The sequence below is a fragment of the Blastocatellia bacterium genome (assembly GCA_035573895.1).
In the GTDB taxonomy this organism is placed as follows: Bacteria; Acidobacteriota; Blastocatellia; order HR10; family HR10; genus DATLZR01.
The window spans coordinates 1-15,977 of the sequence record DATLZR010000106.1 but is presented as its reverse complement, the minus strand read 5'-3'; the positions used below and the strand labels follow the sequence as shown (position 1 = coordinate 15,977).

Annotated in this window: 15 protein-coding genes and 1 pseudogene; 13 read left to right on the top strand and 3 right to left on the bottom strand. The window is 59.0% G+C overall.

From position 1 onward, the window contains the following. The 5 genes from VNM72_10420 to VNM72_10400 form a co-directional block, all read left to right on the top strand. Positions 1-1,397, top strand: a 1,397-nt coding sequence (locus VNM72_10420; protein ID HXF05813.1) for a hypothetical protein, incomplete at its 5' end; no start/stop codon positions are given. A 271-nt stretch (positions 1,398-1,668) separates the two neighbouring features. Then, the gene (locus VNM72_10415; protein ID HXF05812.1) at positions 1,669-3,252 is read left to right on the top strand and encodes a hypothetical protein; all 1,584 of its coding nucleotides are present in this window, start codon (positions 1,669-1,671) and stop codon (positions 3,250-3,252) included. Further along, positions 3,249-4,526, top strand: a complete 1,278-nt coding sequence (locus VNM72_10410; protein ID HXF05811.1) for an aminotransferase class V-fold PLP-dependent enzyme — start codon at positions 3,249-3,251, stop codon at positions 4,524-4,526. The genes VNM72_10415 and VNM72_10410 overlap by 4 nt, the downstream gene beginning before the upstream one ends. Next, entirely contained in the window at positions 4,523-6,157 is a 1,635-nt protein-coding gene (locus VNM72_10405; protein HXF05810.1) for a peptidase S10, read from the top strand. Before VNM72_10410 ends, VNM72_10405 begins: the two co-directional genes overlap by 4 nt. Then, on the top strand, positions 6,154-7,164 hold the full coding sequence (locus VNM72_10400; protein HXF05809.1) for an ornithine cyclodeaminase family protein: 1,011 nt from the start codon (positions 6,154-6,156) through the stop codon (positions 7,162-7,164). Before VNM72_10405 ends, VNM72_10400 begins: the two co-directional genes overlap by 4 nt. Positions 7,165-7,211: 47 nt before the next feature. Here VNM72_10400 and VNM72_10395 read toward each other — a convergent pair whose 3' ends face one another. Next, positions 7,212-7,823: a PEGA domain-containing protein gene (locus VNM72_10395; protein HXF05808.1), complete on the bottom strand. Its 612-nt coding sequence runs from the start codon at positions 7,821-7,823 to the stop codon at positions 7,212-7,214. A gap of 122 nt (positions 7,824-7,945) precedes the next feature. Here VNM72_10395 and VNM72_10390 point away from each other — a divergent pair, with 122 nt between their 5' ends. From VNM72_10390 to VNM72_10380, 3 genes are read left to right on the top strand one after another with little or no spacing between them, the layout of a single operon-like run. Further along, complete coding sequence (locus VNM72_10390; protein ID HXF05807.1) at positions 7,946-10,123, top strand: FdhF/YdeP family oxidoreductase; 2,178 nt, start codon at positions 7,946-7,948, stop codon at positions 10,121-10,123. A gap of 18 nt (positions 10,124-10,141) precedes the next feature. Further along, on the top strand, positions 10,142-10,498 hold the full coding sequence (locus tag VNM72_10385) for a hypothetical protein (GenBank protein ID HXF05806.1): 357 nt from the start codon (positions 10,142-10,144) through the stop codon (positions 10,496-10,498). 42 nt (positions 10,499-10,540) lie between these two features. Next, complete coding sequence (locus VNM72_10380; GenBank protein HXF05805.1) at positions 10,541-10,807, top strand: hypothetical protein; 267 nt, start codon at positions 10,541-10,543, stop codon at positions 10,805-10,807. 641 nt (positions 10,808-11,448) lie between these two features. Here VNM72_10380 and VNM72_10375 read toward each other — a convergent pair. Beyond that, on the bottom strand, positions 11,449-12,225 hold the full coding sequence (locus VNM72_10375) for a hypothetical protein (protein ID HXF05804.1): 777 nt from the start codon (positions 12,223-12,225) through the stop codon (positions 11,449-11,451). A gap of 83 nt (positions 12,226-12,308) precedes the next feature. Here VNM72_10375 and VNM72_10370 point away from each other — a divergent pair. From VNM72_10370 to VNM72_10350, 5 genes and pseudogenes are all read left to right on the top strand, one after another. After that, a pseudogene (locus tag VNM72_10370) lies at positions 12,309-13,238 on the top strand (IS5 family transposase). A 207-nt stretch (positions 13,239-13,445) separates the two neighbouring features. Further along, entirely contained in the window at positions 13,446-13,901 is a 456-nt protein-coding gene (locus VNM72_10365; protein HXF05803.1) for a nucleotidyltransferase domain-containing protein, read from the top strand. 7 nt (positions 13,902-13,908) lie between these two features. After that, a complete protein-coding gene (locus VNM72_10360) occupies positions 13,909-14,292 on the top strand; it encodes a HEPN domain-containing protein (GenBank protein ID HXF05802.1) in 384 nt (127 codons plus the stop codon). Continuing rightward, positions 14,289-14,912: a hypothetical protein gene (locus VNM72_10355; GenBank protein HXF05801.1), complete on the top strand. Its 624-nt coding sequence runs from the start codon at positions 14,289-14,291 to the stop codon at positions 14,910-14,912. The genes VNM72_10360 and VNM72_10355 overlap by 4 nt, the downstream gene beginning before the upstream one ends. 350 nt (positions 14,913-15,262) lie before the next feature. Then, positions 15,263-15,400 carry a hypothetical protein gene (locus VNM72_10350; protein ID HXF05800.1) on the top strand — a complete coding sequence of 46 codons (138 nt, stop codon included), beginning with the start codon at positions 15,263-15,265 and terminating at the stop codon, positions 15,398-15,400. A gap of 379 nt (positions 15,401-15,779) precedes the next feature. Here the strand turns inward: VNM72_10350 and VNM72_10345 are convergent. Then, positions 15,780-15,977: hypothetical protein (locus VNM72_10345; GenBank protein ID HXF05799.1), on the bottom strand; the 198-nt coding region annotated here is incomplete at its 5' end.

Sequence of the window (15,977 nt, the reverse complement as noted above, 5' to 3'; positions counted from 1 at the left end):
CGATTCCGCCGGGAGTGACGCAAGCCGGCAATGATCTGGCCATCGAAGGTCGGGGACAGGATCGCTTTGGTCCTCGCTTTGGATTTGCCTGGCAAGTTCTTCCGGGGTCGAGCCGATTCGTCTTACGAGGTGGTTATGGGATGTACTACTCGCGGATCGTCGGGTTGACGTTCTTTCAAGCGCTCACGGCTCCACCGTTTGGCCAGATCCGCATTTCGACGGCACAGGCCAATGCTAATGCGAGTTGGCAATTACCTTTTGGTACTCCTCCCGACGTGCGGGACTTCCCTCAGTTCCGTTCCTATTCGCCGACGACCTCGCTCAGCGTCATTACCATCGCACAAGACTATCAGCCTCCGATCACTCAGCAATGGGGGCTGAACATTCAGAGCCAGTTCTGGCAGGACTTCCTCCTCGAGGTCGGTTATGTAGGAACGCGGGGCACCCGGCTCATCCGCACGCGCGAGCTGAATCAAGCCATGCTGGCCAGTCAGGCTCAGCCCGTTCGGGGAGCGACGACGAATACGGTCGCCAACATTCGTCAGCGAGTTCCCTTTCAGGGATTCGCGGCCTTCAACGGGATTCGCCAGGTGGAAGCTGCTGGTGGGTCCTGGTATCACGGTCTCCAGGCCAGCCTGCGGAAACGACTGAGTCGGGGACTGCAATTCCTCGCTTCCTATACCTTCGGTCGCAGCTTTGACTCCGATGGCGTGAACGTAGAAACGCTGGCCGTCGGCGGGACCAATGTCGGCGATCAGCAGAACTGGCGGCAGCGGTACGGCCCCAGTAATTTCAATCGGGATCACCGCTTCGTCGTCAGTTGGGTGTACGACTTTCCCAGCCCGGCTGCCGGGAGAGGGGTGATCGGACGCGCCCTTGGCGGATGGTCGCTGACCGGTGTGGCGACGATTCAGTCGGGTCGTCATCTGACGTTGACCGGAACCAATGCGTCGAACGTGACCGGCATCACCAATGATCGGCTCCAGCTCGCGCCGGGGTGCACTCACGATCAGCTGGTAACGAGAGGATCAGTGACGCGGCGGCTTAACAACTATTTCAATCCCGCGTGCATTGCCCGAAGTGCGCCCACAGCGGCCAATCCCAACGGACTCGCCCTCTGGCCCATCGTCGGCGATGATCGAATCGCCACTACCTTTGGCAATTCCGGCGTTGGCATTGTGACCGGACCGGCACAGAACAATTTTGACATTGCCGTGCTCAAGCGGACTCCTGTGACCGAAGCGACGACATTGGAATTTCGCGCCGAGTTCTTCAACGCCTTCAATACGCCGCAATTTGCCAATCCCAACACAACCTTCGGCAACTCCTATGGTGTCATCACGGCGACCTCAGTCAATCCGCGCATCGTCCAGCTCGCTGTGAAATTGATCTTCTAGGTGGGGGGCCGGAAGGCGCTGCCACTCGGCCCCGACGCTCGTCAGTTAGGTGGGGCAGTGATCTTCGAGTCGTTCATGGCGTTCAGGCGACGTGGGAGAAACCATGAAAATTCCGCGCGGATGGACACGAATGGACACCGATCCGTATATTGATCGGTGTGCATCCGTGGCGACATTATGGAGCGGGTCAAGGGAGATGGTCTTGCCTGAAGTCGGCGGAAGAGTTTCCTGCCGAACGTGGCGAAGGCGACACCTGCGTGAGGACTGAGCTATGAGGAGGAGGTACCGCGTATCACTCAGGGGAGGAGTGATCCTGTCGGGCATGATCCTCCTGTCGAACGTGCCGGGATGGGCATCTCCGGCGTTTGTCTCTGAGGAGAGTCAGATCGTTACAACGCGGCATCAGATTCGTGTGGGCGGTCGGCTGTTGAGGTATACGGCGCGCGCCGGACGGCTTCCCATCCTCGACAACGAAACCGGACAGGTTCACGCCTGGATCTTTTTCAGCGACTACACGCTGGATTCCCCCTCGACCGGCTACCCCAGACCGTTAACGTTTCTCTGGAATGGGGGCCCGGGTGCCAGCTCCTCGCTCGTGCATCTGCTGGGATTCGGTCCGCGCCGACTGGAATCCGATGGTACGGTCGTGGATAACGACGCGACCTGGCTTGACGTGACCGATCTGGTCTTCGTTGATCCGGTGGGCACAGGCTACAGTCGCCCAACGAGGGCAGAGTACGGACCAGAGTTCTATCAAACGGTGGGTGATGCGGAGTCCATCGCGGAGTTCATTCGCGTTTATCGCAACCGCTTTCGGGCGTGGGAGGCCCCGATCTTCCTGGTGGGCGAAAGCTATGGTGTCATCCGAGCCGCAGGTGTCGCCGATGTTTTGCAGAGGAAAGGGATCACTGTCAGCGGTATCATTTTCATCGGGCTGACCCTTCCTCTGGGTGAGCTGAGCGATGAGCTTCGCCTGGCGCTCATGGTTCCCACCTACACGGCAGCGGCCTTCGTTCACAAGAAGCTCCCTCCCGAACTGCGCGGTGATTTACCCTCTGTCCTCGCCCAGGCCGAGGCGTGGGCGCGAGACGTCTACGCACGAGCCCTGGCTCGGCGCGAGAGCTTGAGCCAGGCTGAACGAGAGGCCGTTCTGTCGCAACTGGCCCGCTTCACCGGACTCGATCCCCGCCAGATCAACGCCACGACGCTCAGCATCAGCATGGAGCAGTTTTCCGAGTTGCTTCTAGCGGATCAAAATCAGGTCGTCGGGCGCTATGACACGCGGCTTGTCGGGCCTCGGGACTCTCAACAACAGCCATATGATCCAACTCGTGATCCCAGTCTTCGCCATATCATCAACGATGTCGGCGTCGTGCGCTATTTTCGGAAGGAGCTGAACTATCAGAGCGATCTCCGGTATCAAGGTCCTTTTGGAGGCGGATATCCTCCCCCGACCACACCGCGAGGCGACTGGATGTCAACGCGCTGGAAATGGGATTACCCTTCCGCGGAGAAAACGCCCGATGCATCTCGTCAGCGAAGTCCGCTCAGTATGGCTCGAGCTTTTGCCGAAGAGTCACTGCGTCGGGCGCTGGCAGCAAATCCGCGACTGCGAGTTTTTGTCACCTGCGGCTACTATGATCTCGTCTGTAGTTATGCTGCCAATTCCTACCTGGCCAGTCATGCGGCGGGCGGATTGGCGGAGCGCATCATCGCTCGGAGCTACGGCGGTGGTCACGCGATTTATACGGATCGAACAGCCGCAGCGGAATTGAAACGTGACGTCGCCATGTTCATTGAATCGGCTATACCGCAGCCATCGCCCGGGCGATTTGGCCAAAAGAGAGGAAAATGAGTATGCCTCTGAGTCGGCGCGATCTTCTGAGAGGAGTGGGCGGCTATGCCGCTTCAACGACACTGATTCCTGCGCTAGTGCCCGAAAGAGGGCAGCCGGGAGCGGACTCCGCAACTGACCGGTCTGCTCCTGTCTTCCCCCGAAAGGAGGATTTTGCTCTTCCGGCGGGGCTCACCTATTTGAACGCGGCCTACATCCATCCCCTTCCTCGGGCGAGCGCCGAGGCTGTCCGCCGGTACACGGAAGCGCGACTGCACGGTCGGACATTGACGGCTCCCGATGGGACCTCGTTGGCCGATTACGTGAAGGGTCAGTTCGCGGCGCTCATCAATGCCGATCCTTCGGAGATCAGCTTCGTCCCCAATACGAGTACAGGAGAGAATCTCGTCGTCAAGGGGCTAGATATTCCCACGTCCGGCGGGAACGTCGTGACCGATGCCCTCCACTTCGAGGGAGCGCTTTTGCACTTGCAGGCGCTCAAGCGCTTCTTCGGCCTCGATCTGCGGATTGCCCGGCCTCGTGATGGTCGCATTGAGATGCGTGACCTGGAGCAGTTGGTTGACAGGAAGACCCGGCTCATCGAAATTTCCCTCGTCTCCATGTACAACGGCTTTCAGCATGATCTCAAAGCCGTGTGTGATCTGGCTCACGCGTACGGAGCATACGTGTACGCCGACATCGCTCAGGCTGCTGGAGCGACGCCGATTGACGTGCGGGCGACCGGCGTGGACTTCTGTGCCTGTTCGAGCTTCAAATGGCTGATGGGGGATTTCGGTCTGGGCTTCCTGTATGTACGGGAGGACTTGATCGGACGGGTGCTCCGTCGGACGCAGTATGGCTATCACTCGGCGCGTCGCATCCAGACCCATGTTCTGCCCTATGATCCGCCCGCCGATGACCCTGTGACGTGGGAGCTGGGGACGGATGCCAGCGCCCACTTTGAGGTGGGGAGTAATGCCTATGCTCCTATGGCTGCTCTGAGTGTGTCATTGCCCTATCTCCGACGACTCGGCATCGAGCGCATCGAAGCACATCGGCAACCGCTGCTCGACCGTCTGCGCCGGGAGATGCCCCGTCTGGGCTTTGAGCTTCTCACGCCGCCGGAGACGAAATCGGCGCTCATCACGTTCGCTGTCAAGGAGCGTCAGCCCGTTCTTGAACGGCTTCAGAAGGCGAATATTCACGTTCGCCTGGGTGCTCACTTCCTCCGGGTGTCGCCGTCGGTCTATAACGATTTGCGAGATGTGGATCGTTTACTGGAGGCATTGTCATGAGGCGTCGAACCGGTACTCCCCAAGTCCTCGCCCTCACGCTTCTCCTCGTGTCCGGTTCTGCTGGTGCTGTCGCGCCCGTGCCGCGACGTCCTCTCCCCCCGACTCCCCAGCCGGTCACCCCAGAGATTGCAACGACCCGTCATCAGGTCACGATTGGTCGGCGAGTTCTCCGCTACACGGCGCGTGCGGGGTTTCTCCCGATCCGGCATAACGAGACTGGTGAAGTTCACGGTCAGATGTTTTTCATCGCGTATTTGCTTGACCAAGCTCCCGGCGCCCCACCTCGACCTCTGACTTTCCTCTGGAATGGGGGGCCGGGGGCGAACTCCGTGTTGGTTCACCTCATCGGCTTCGGCCCCAAGCGCCTCCGCTGGAAGAGGGATCTCGCGGATGAAGCTGGCTGTGATCTTGTGACTAACGAGACGACCTGGCTCGATCTCACCGATCTGGTCTTCGTTGATCCGGTTGGGACTGGTTTCAGTCGGCCGACGCGATCCGAGTATGCGGCTGAATTTTACAATACCCTGGGCGATATTGCATCGGTCGCTGAATTCGTGCGGGTTTACCTGACGCGCTTCGATGCCTGGGATGCGCCCCTTGTGCTCGGCGGCGAAAGCTACGGCGTGTGGCGAGCGGCAGGAGTCGCGGAAGCACTGCTGCAACGAGGAATTCCAGTAGCTGGAGTGATTCTAATTTCGGGAGGCATACCCGTGGGTCCGGTGATGCCTGAGGAGATGCGAACGGCGCTCTTTATTCCCTCTCGAACGGCAGCCGCCTTCTATCACAGAAAGCTTCCGCCCGATCTGCAAACCGACCTGGCCAGCGCTCTGGCGCAGGCCGAGACGTGGGCGCGAACCGAATATGCACCCGCTCTGGCCCGCCGGGACCATCTGACGGACGAGCAGCGGGAACGAATTGTGAACGGGTTGGCCCGCTACACCGGGATCGCTCCCTCGCTCATTGATCGAAAGACTCTCGTCATCCCGCGGCAGCAATTCGTCGAGCAGTTGCTCGCCGGGGAGAAGAAGGTCCTGGCCCGATTCGACACACGACAGATCCGAGGGAGCGAGCCCGACATTCACACCCGATGCGGGCTGACGATCAACAGGTATCTGCGCCAGACTTTGAACGTGGCGACCGATCTCGCCTACCAGGGGATCGAAGAAGGGTTTTCGCCCCCGGGGGAACGACCTTTGTCGGTGAATGCGCGGTGGGTTTATAACCAGGCTCCTCCGCCGCCTCCGGGGACGCCGCTGAACACGGATGCTCCTCCGGGAGGAAGTCAGCCGTGGCTCCGTCGCGCCATGCAAATGGCTCCTGCGGTAAAGGTGTTTGTGGCCACGGGGCTCTATGATTCTCTCAATAGTTGTGCCGTTCACGCGGAGGTGATCAGTCGCCTCGAGCCTCCGCTCCGGCAGAACATCACGGCCAGATGCTACGAAGGCGGACATGCGATGTATGAAACCGAGTCCGTGCGCGAGCCTCTCAAGCGAGACATCAGCGCCTTTTACCGCGATGTCGTTGCGGGCCACCGCGCCGGAGCGTCGCGGTCCGGCGCCTTCCGTCAAAGCCGAGCCTCTTCCTTCGATCGTCGCCGGTCAATTACGCGCGCTGGGTGGATGCGGAGATGAAGGTCCTGATACTGAATCGCGCTGAGGTCCTGGAGTTGCTCCCCATGCCCGAATGCATTGCGGTGATGGAGGAAACGCTGGCGGCTCTCGCCCGCGGCCAGGCGGTCAATCCCATGCGGCAGGTTTACTCAGTGCCGGACCATCGGGGACTGATGGCCCTGATGCCGGGGTATCTCGCTGGGAAGCGCACGCTGGGCGCTAAGATTGTGACCGTTTTCCCGGAGAACCGCTCTGTCGGCCAGGAGATTCATCAAGGAGCCGTTCTCATCTTCGAGGCGGAACGCGGAGGCTTGGCCGCCATGATCGAGGCCGGGGCGGTTACGGCTCTGCGCACGGCGGCGGTCAGTGGTGTGGCCACCCGGTGGCTGGCTCGTGAGGAGGCAACGAAGCTGGCGATTCTCGGATCGGGCGTGCAGGCCTACTTTCACCTGCGGGCGATGCGCGCCGTCCGCCCCATCACGCAGGTGGCCATCTGGAGCCGACAGCTCGATCACGCCCAAGCTCTCGCCCGGAAGGTCTCTGAAGAATATCGGCTCCCCGCTCGCGTCTTCCCTCACGCCCGGGATGCTGTGGCGGGCGCCGACATCATTTGCACGACGACCTCATCGCCCGAACCCATCCTCCGGGGAGAGTGGCTTCCTCCCGGCGTGCACATCAACGCGGTGGGATCGAGTCTGCCTTTTCAACGCGAACTGGATTCCGCTGCGGTGGCCCGCTCGCGCCTGTTCGTAGATCGCCGAGAATCGGCCCTGAAGGAAGCCGGCGATTTCGTGATCCCCTGCAGCGAAGGCGTGGTCACCGAGGCTCATATCCGGGGAGAGATCGGAGAAGTCCTCGTGGGAAAGATTGTGGGGCGACAGTCGAGAGACGAGATTACTCTCTTCAAATCGGTGGGATTGGCCGTGGAAGACGTGGCTTCGGGATACTACCTCTATGAGAAAGCCCTAGCTCAGGGGCGGGGAAGATGGATCGAGTTCAACGATTCCCCCTGGTCACTCCTCCAGTAAGTCTGGCCTGTTCCGCTGGAGTATTCCCCGCCGGAGTCCCGCGCAGGTCACGCATTCGGCCACCGTGTGTGGGACTTCCGGGGCTTCTTTGCGGAAGCGAGATGGTTCTTTTGTGACGAGGATTGAGCCTGGAGCCGGAGGGCCTGACGAATGCGCTCCCGCATCTCGGTGACAAAGGGATCGTCGGGCGCGAATTCCGCCAGCCGATTGACGTAATAAAGCGCGTTATCGTTCTCCGGTGCGACGTAGTCTCCCCGTTTGAATGCGTCTTCAGCCAACCGTTTCAATTTCTCGATTTCCGCCGTGAGATTGGCCGGTGATGGTGAGGAGAGCACCGGCTCCAGCGAGAAGTCGTATGTCACCTCGCCGTTGGTGGGATCAAGAAGGATGCTCCGCTCGATAGTTTTGTAACCGGTTTTGCTGATGACAAGGCGTCGCGTTCCCGCCGGGCACTGAATGGTGATCGGCGTCTCTCCAACCATCTTTCCATCCAGGCGAAGGGTCGCCCGGGGGGGATTCGTTATGATGGTGATGATCCCCAGTTCCGGAGTCTGTGTGGCCAGGTAGATGATGGCGACGCTCAAGAAAATCACAGCGATGGTCGCTACGACAGTTCGGATGATAAAGCGTTGATTGGCTCTGACCGATGGTTCACCCATGCCCGACTGTCTCCCCATCATATCAGGGGGTCTAATATACATGAGCCGCCCGGCAGCGGCAAGTTTGACGTGCTGCGGACGACGACCTAGACTTTGGTGTCAGCAATAACCGGGGGAGGGACATGATGGTGAGGGAGATCGAGCAACGGATCAATCCCTATCGTGAGATCCTACGAGCGATCTGGGAGAATCGTCGAGAGCTTGGCTACGCCTGGCGGATTCTCCGGGATGGCGTCTGTGATGGTTGTGCCCTGGGGACGACCGGTCTGCGGGATTGGACGATGCCGGGCATTCATCTGTGCTGGATTCGGCTCAATCTCCTCCGCCTCAACACGTTGCCGCCGTTTGATCCCTCCATGCTGCGAGATGTCTCCGGGTGGGATCGGCACGGCGAGCGGTCCCTGCGGGCGCTCGGGCGCATTCCCCTGCCGTTGATTCGTCGTCGAGGTGAGTCGGGATTCACGCCCATTGCCTGGGAAGATGCGGTGACGCTTCTTGCCGACCGCATCCGCAACGTGGCGCCCGAACGAGTAGCCTTTTATCTCGTCTCGCGGGGAACGGTCAACGAAACCTATTACGTCGCTCAGAAGGTCGCTCGCTTTTTGGGGACGAATCACATTGATAATTCCGCCCGCGTCTGTCACGCGCCGAGCACAACGGCGCTCAAACAAACCATCGGCTATCCCGCGACAACGTGCAGCTACAAAGATTGGCTGGGAACGGACCTTCTCGTCTTGATCGGTAGCAATGTGGCAAATAATCAGCCGGTGGCCATGAAGTACATTCATCTGGCCAAAAAAGAAGGCACGCGCGTGGCCGTCATCAATCCCTCCCGGGAATCGGGGCTGGAGACGTACTGGGTTCCCTCTTTGTTGGAATCGGCCATCCGAGGGACGCGTGTGGCGGATGCTTATTTCCAGGTTCGCGTGGGCGGAGATATCGCATTCCTCAATGGGGTATTGAAGCACCTGATCGCTCACGGCTGGATTGATCGCAAGTTCATCGAGGAGCACACGACGGGATGGACCGAACTGGTTAAGGCCTTAGACGCCCAGACCTTCGAGGAGCTGGAACAGCGGTCCGGCGTCAGCCGTGACGACATGCTGGCTTTCGCCCGAATGTATGCGGAGGCGCGCACGGCGGTGCTCGTGTGGTCTATGGGGGTGACGATGCATCAGTATGGGGTCCCCACCGTGAAAGCGATTGTGAACCTCGCACTGGCCCGGGGGATGATCGGACGACCCAAGACGGGTCTTATGCCCATCCGCGGTCACTCCGGCGTGCAAGGTGGGGCGGAGATGGGAGCCGTTCCCAATCAGTTTCCCGGAGGGATTCCCATCACCGACGAGGCAGCAGATCGTTTCGCGGCGCTGTGGGGATTTCGACCGCCCGCGTGGCGGGGATATTTCGTGGCGGAGATGGTTGACGCCGCCGCGCGCGGCCAGCTCGACGTCATCTACCTCATCGGGAGCAACTGGCTCAGCGTTCTTCCCGACCGGGCCTTCGTTCGTCAGGCGCTGGAGCGCATTCCTCTGCGCGTGCATCATGACATCGTCCTCAATCCCCAAATGTTCGTTGACCCGGTGGATGCCGTGCTCGTGCTTCCCGCCACGACCCGATACGAGATGGTGGGCGGCGGGACGGAAACGACAACTGAACGGCGCGTCATCTTCAATCCCGAAATTCCCGGCCCTCGCGTTCCGCAGGCGCGCGATGAATGGCGGGTACTGGTGGATGTCGCCCGGCGCGTCCGCCCCGATCATGCCGGTCATATCGCGTTCGCCTCAACCGAGGAGATTCGGGAGGAAATTGCTCGCGTCATTCCGTTTTACGCGGGTATCGAGCGACTCCGGCAAAAAGGGGATCAATTTCAATGGGGTGGCGAGCGTCTGGGCGAAGACGGGCGTTTCCCCACCCCTGATGGAAAAGCGCGCTTCACACCGGTAGTGCCCCCCGACAACGACCATGCGGATGGATCTTTCCGCTTGACGACCCGGCGAGGTAAGCAATTTAACAGCATGACCTTCGGTACGCGCGATCCGCTGGCCGGATGCGAGCGCGATGCCGTGATCCTCTCGGCGGAGGATGTCAGGCGCCTGGGCCTGGTCGAGGGAGCACCCGTCATTGTCCGGTCGGCCAGCGGGGAAGTTCGCGGGCGCATTCGCCTCGGTCGGATTCCTCCGGGAACAGTCATGATGTACTGGCCTGAAGCGAATGTCCTCATCCGTCGAGGTCTTGTTGATCCCGAATGCGGAATTCCCGCCTATCGGGACGAGGTGGTGGAAATCTTCCCGGCCTGACCCACCCGATGAGATAACATGAGCACAGGAGATGGCCGGGCAAATATCGAGCGCGAGGAGCCGAACCACTCGGCAGACGACATTTCCTTCGGGTGCTCCAACAAACGGTTCCCCGCAGTGGGAATTTCGCCGCTCCAGGGGCATGACTGGTTGAGCGAACACTATCTTCTGTGCGAGCATCTGCCGAACGGTCCCGATGCCGAGCAAGAGGCAGCAATTCCCCCTCTTCCCACGCCAACATCGAGATGTCGGGCGTTCGCCGGTTCCCGACGGTCTGAGAATGATGAGGGAGTCGTCGCCTCCCGCGAGCGTGCTCGAGCGGCCCCGGAACAAACCGCTCGACTTCAAACCGGGGGAGCAGATGAGTTACAGTAATTCGGGCCGTGTCGTGATCGGCTCTATTGGGAAGGACGAGAGGTGAGCCTTACGAGGCTCTCCATCAGGAAGATCGCGGCGGAGGACAAAAGCGTGGGACGATCCTTGAAAGAAGAAATCCTTGAAAAATTGGACCAGTTACCAGAACCAGCACTTCAGCAGGTGCGGGATTTTCTGGAATTCCTGTCGCGGGAGGTCCTCCTGCAGGAGGATCCCGTTCTGGCGGTGGCAGGGATTTTCTCTGGAGACTCGCTCTCGGCTGAAGAGATCGAACGTGAACTCTACGGGGATGGAACTGAGACGCCATGAACCTGGATCCTATCTTCGTGGACACCTGGGGTTGGGTGGCACTCGGTTATCGCTGTGATCCTCACCACGCGGAGGTCAAAAAAATCTATCGAGAATTGAGGAGACATCGAGTCGCTATTTATACGAGCGATTATGTGATGGATGAGACCATCACACTGTTATTCCGTCGAGAGCCGGTTCCCGAAGCCATCCGCTTTGTGGAAGGGCTCATGGCCGCCGCTGCTCTGGGGCATCTGACAATAGAGCGGGTCACCTCGGATCGCTTCGCTGTCGCCTGGCAACTCCGCAAGCAGTTTCAGGACAAGCCCCGCATCTCGTTCACCGACCTGACCTCGATGGTGATCATGCGTGAACGCGGCATCACCCAGGTGTTACACAGGACGACCATTTCCTCCAGGTCGGGATGGGGTTTCAAAAGCTTCCATGACGGGTCGGTCGGTCCCATTCCCACTCAGAGCACGATCAATGGTCTGTGCGAGCATCTGCCGAACGGTTCCGATGCCGAGCGAGAGGCAGCAATTCCCCGTCTTCCCACGCCAACATCGAGAATGTCGGACGTTCGCCGACTTGCCCCAACCGGGAGCGCACGCCCCAGGCGGCTTGCGGCACGCGGGACGCGCGCTCCCGGGGATTCGACTGCTTTAAGGCGTTCGGATGATGATATTCTGAATCCCTCGTTCGCGCAGGAGCGCGTTGAGCGCCGACAGGTCGCGGCTGAGGAGTTCGTTGAGTTGTCGTTGATAGGTGGCGATCTGCTGTTTGAACTGTGCGTGCACCTCGCGCTGCTGCGTCGTTGGCGGGAAATCGGCGCTGGCGACGCCTCCAGCCAGATACGTCAACTTACTCACCAGCTTGGCCGGCCATCGGACTCCATCCTGTCCACGACCGGTGAGCTTTCGCTGAATGAGGTGGTCTTCCAGATCGGCGAGTTTCTTCTCCAGTTGTTCCGCCGCGTTGCGTGCTGGAGCCGCGGCCGGATCGTCACGGAGCAAGCCCGATAAGGTCAGGAGCTGGCTGCGGACGCTCTCGAGGGTATTGACCATGTCGGCCACCGTCTCCAGGTCCTTGCGGATGTCCAGGAGCATCTGCACCTGCGCCTGAATGTCCGCTTCCGTTCCCGTCGAGTGCGGATCTTTCCTGACCACGAGCGGCTGGGTGAACTTTTGGCCGCCGACGGTCAGCTCTACGGTGTAGGTGCCCGGCGGCACCAGGACCGAGAGGCGGCCTCCTTCGGGCAGCGGTCGCCATCCTTCCGGCCCCACGCGAATTTCTGGCGCGTAGGCGGGGCTCGTTCGCAGGCGAATTTCCTTCGATAGCTCCGTCCGCAAATCCCACCATACGCGATTGAGGCCGGCTTGCTTGGTGCCCTGAAGCGTGCGCACGAGCTGCCCCCTGGCGTCGAGAATGCGGATGGTCACATCCCCGCTCGGCGCGGCTTTGTTGCAAAAATAGGTACGGAGGCGGGATTGTTTGGTATTCTTCTGTTGTGAGCAAAAAGAAAATCAAGACTCAATACCGCCTTCGCAACTGGAAAGAGTATAACAAGTCCCTGGTGGAGCGGGGAAGCTTGACGATCTGGATTAGTGACGAAGTGATCGCCGCTTGGCAGAACCACGAGCGCAACGGGCGGCCGGGCCGTCCGCAGTTCTACAGCGACACGGCCATCGAGTGTATGGCGACAGTGGAAGAAGTCTACCACTTGTCGTTGCGAACGACCGAAGGATTGATGCGCTCGGTGACGCGGCTGTTGGAGGTGGAACTGCCCGTGCCCGACTATACGACCTTGAGCCGACGACGAAAGGCACTGGCCGTGGCGTTGCCGCGCCGAGCCAAGAAGGAGCCGTTGCACTTGGTCGTTGATAGCAGCGGGGTGAAGATCTACGGTGAGGGCGAATGGAAAGTGCGGCCCTCATGGATACTCGAAGCGGCGGACCTGGCGCACGCTTCATCTGGCGGTGGATGAAGCGACCCACGAACTGGTAGCGGCGGTGGTAACGACCAACGATGTGGCTGACTGTGAGGCGATGACGGATTTGCTCGACCAAGTGGATGAGAAGCTGGACCAGGTCTCGGCGGATGGGGCCTACGACAAGCGTCCCTGCTACGACGCGATCAAGCGAATCAAGGCGCGGGCGGTGATTCCGCCTCGTCGTGATGCGCGTATCTGGCGGCACGGTCGCTGCAAAGGGGAACGGCTTCAGCGCGATGAAAACTGCGTCGGATTCGACAAGTCGGGCGGGCTCAGTGGAAGCGCGAGACTGGCTACCATCGTCGGAGTTTGGCGGAGACGGCGGTCTTTCGGTTCAAGATGATCTTTGGCGAACAAGTCCGGGCCCGGAGTTTTGAGGGTCAAGCGGCTCAGGTGTTGATCCGCTGCGCCGCGTTGAACCGGATGACGCACCTGGGCATGCCCGACAGCTATGCCGCCTGAGGGCTCGCGGTTGGGGGTTATGAAACAAACTTCTCTCATCTCTGATTTATGCAACAAAGTCGCGGGAGACAAAGAAAACCACGGATTTCGCTGATTGCACAGGTTCCATTGTGATTGGTTATTTCTCTTTTGGCGATGACCAATGACTGATGACAAATCCATGATTTGTCTCTCGGTGCCTTGGTGGTAAAATAAGTGGCAGAGCTTATGAAGAACGAACCCAGGGAACAAGTTGTTAAGCGACCAGCCTTGGGAAGAGTCGGTGAAAACGATCATCGTGCGCTTCCCTTCGGGGAGCGCATTACACCTGAATTGATTCAGCAGATTTGTGAGGATATTATCCGTCTGGTTGATCCTGAGATGATCATTCTGTTCGGTTCGCGCGCTCATGGGGAGATTCATGAGGAGAGTGATCTGGATCTGTTCGTGATAGTGGATTCTCGCCAAAGTAATCGCCACATCGCGCGTCAGATACGGCGTGCGTTATATGACTACGGCGTGCCGATAGATCTGATTGTGCGTCATCCTGAAGAGGTTCGGCACAATTTGGCTGACCGGAATCCGTTTTACGTGTATCACCTGTTTGAAGATGGGGTGATTCTTTATGAGCGATCCCGAGATGCCGTCAGAGGAAAAATCGCCCCCGACGAGGTTACCAGTTGAGACCCCGATGGCCTGGTTGCGGTTTGCTGATAGTGATTTGCGTGGGGCTCAGTTAAGTCTGAATGATGAAGACCCACCGGTTCTTCACATCTGTTCTTCCTGCCAGCAAGCAGTAGAAAAGTATCTCAAAGCCTACCTGATCTCCCGAGGGTGGCGGTTGGAGAAAACACACAGTATTGATTATCTGCTCAAGAAGTGCACCGAGTATGATGCAGAGTTCGACCAATTTCGGGCCGACCTGGAACCGTTTGCTGAGTATTTTACCGAAGCGCGCTATCCCGGCGATCTGTTTGTTGAGTTCACGCTCGATGAGGCTCGGAAAGCGGTCCGAGTGACCGAGCGAGTGAGCGAGTTTGTGCATGAAAGAATCCCCCCACCCTCGACTGAGTGAGGAAACCAGAAAATTGCCTGAAGCTGAAAGCTGATCGCGCCCTTGTAGCTGATAAGCGGGAAACCATCTACCAGCATGAAGCGGAAAAGAATGAGAAGATTGCCAAGCTTCGGGAACCGGTCAATGAACTCGAGCACAAGAGATGGACGATAGAAAGGAACAAACCGGAATCGGAATCGGCATGGGCATTGGGCTGCTTGCTGTCGGTGGTTTGGTTCATTTTTAGCTGCGTGATGGTGGCTGAGAAAGGCTGGGATCGCAGTGACACTTTCAATTCGTGGCTTATTGCTCCATTGATCTTTTCTGGAATAATCCGCCTGATCCAAGAGGTTTGGCATGCGATAAAATTGGGGAGTGTAGAGCAAAAGATAGGAGCCAAAGAGCGCGAAATTGACCCGCTTAAGAAAAAGCTTGAAGAAGAACATAAAGTTGTAAGAGTAAGACTCGATAAAGAGTTGAGGGAGCTTGAACGTCTCTTAAAAATTGCAAACAGAGACAATACCTTTGAGAGCTTATCATGGAATCAGCAAGGTCTGAGGTTGAATCGAAAGGCTCTCCATGGAGACTGGCTGGTTCAGATAACACCGCGTTTGCGAATAGGCTTCGCTCCACGCAAGTGATCGCTGGCCATGCCCGCTGCAAAGCCCACCGATAAGAGTCAGACGCCTGGCGGGGACACCCCCGTTATGTTCTGATCGAGAATGCCAACCGGGATTGGTGTGAGAATGCACAGGCGGCGCGAGAGGTGATGAGTCGCTGGCTTTCGCCAGCGAGTGAAGGTGGACACCGACATTGGGGTTAGGCACGGCCGGCTTGCTTTTACTGAAGATTCGGGCAGCAATTCCCGGTGAGGCTGGAGAGCCAAGAGAAGAGCGAATTTTGCGCTTGGGTATCCTCTAGCCGTAGGCGACCAGTCAAGAACCCGACCTTGGAAGCGAGATCGGGGAAGCTGTCAGCGACCTTTGGTCGGATGCCCGACGAGCGGATGGTCGAACAGGTTTATTGGCTGCCTGACACGTTGATGAAGGGATTCGCCCTGATGAACTTTTCCGCCTCCGAGCCTGTTGCCATTTCAGCGAATGATGAAGCCAAAGAAGCGGCGCTGTAACCTGCCTACCGGCAGGCAGGGAGACGATCTTCGGAGTCAGGGAGGTGCCATCCAACCTGCCTGTCGGCAGCAGGCACGCAGATGCCAGAGATTGGCTCATGTTCAGAATTTGTGCAACTCAGGCTTGTCAAGGCCAGAATATACGTCCTGCGCACAGCTCTTGAACATGAGCCAACCGGGAATCGCTGCCTCAGCCGGCGAAGCGGGTCGCCAGAAGGTAGCCCGGGGTGGAGCGCAGTCACCAGGTGACGCGGGAGGAAATAAGGGGCCCCTGAAGTGGGCAGCAAAACACACGGCTATGTCAGGAATTCTTTGAAATGGTATGAGGTGCCGAACACGCTGCCGACGACATTTTGCCCGGGTCCCACCATCCAACAGTTCACCGCGATGGGAATTTCGCCGCTCCAGGGGCATGACCGGTTGAGCGAACACCATCTTCTGTGCGAGCATCTGCCGAACGGTTCCGATGCCGAGCGAGAGGCAGCAATTCCCCGTCTTCCCACGCCAACATCGAGAATGTCGGACGTTCGCCGACTTGCCCCAACCGGGAGCGCACGCCCCAGGCGGCTTGCGGCAC

Excerpts from the sequence above, each read along its gene's own strand:
- VNM72_10350 (HXF05800.1), top strand. The coding sequence starts at position 15,263 with ATGCCCGACGAGCGGATGGTCGAACAGGTTTATTGGCTGCCTGACACG.
- VNM72_10390 (HXF05807.1), top strand. The coding sequence starts at position 7,946 with ATGATGGTGAGGGAGATCGAGCAACGGATCAATCCCTATCGTGAGATC.
- VNM72_10410 (HXF05811.1), top strand. The coding sequence starts at position 3,249 with ATGAGTATGCCTCTGAGTCGGCGCGATCTTCTGAGAGGAGTGGGCGGC.
- VNM72_10405 (HXF05810.1), top strand. The coding sequence starts at position 4,523 with ATGAGGCGTCGAACCGGTACTCCCCAAGTCCTCGCCCTCACGCTTCTC.
- VNM72_10360 (HXF05802.1), top strand. The coding sequence starts at position 13,909 with ATGGCCTGGTTGCGGTTTGCTGATAGTGATTTGCGTGGGGCTCAGTTA.
- VNM72_10395 (HXF05808.1), bottom strand. The coding sequence starts at position 7,823 with ATGGGTGAACCATCGGTCAGAGCCAATCAACGCTTTATCATCCGAACT.
- VNM72_10415 (HXF05812.1), top strand. The coding sequence starts at position 1,669 with ATGAGGAGGAGGTACCGCGTATCACTCAGGGGAGGAGTGATCCTGTCG.
- VNM72_10365 (HXF05803.1), top strand. The coding sequence starts at position 13,446 with ATGAAGAACGAACCCAGGGAACAAGTTGTTAAGCGACCAGCCTTGGGA.
- VNM72_10385 (HXF05806.1), top strand. The coding sequence starts at position 10,142 with ATGAGCACAGGAGATGGCCGGGCAAATATCGAGCGCGAGGAGCCGAAC.
- VNM72_10400 (HXF05809.1), top strand. The coding sequence starts at position 6,154 with ATGAAGGTCCTGATACTGAATCGCGCTGAGGTCCTGGAGTTGCTCCCC.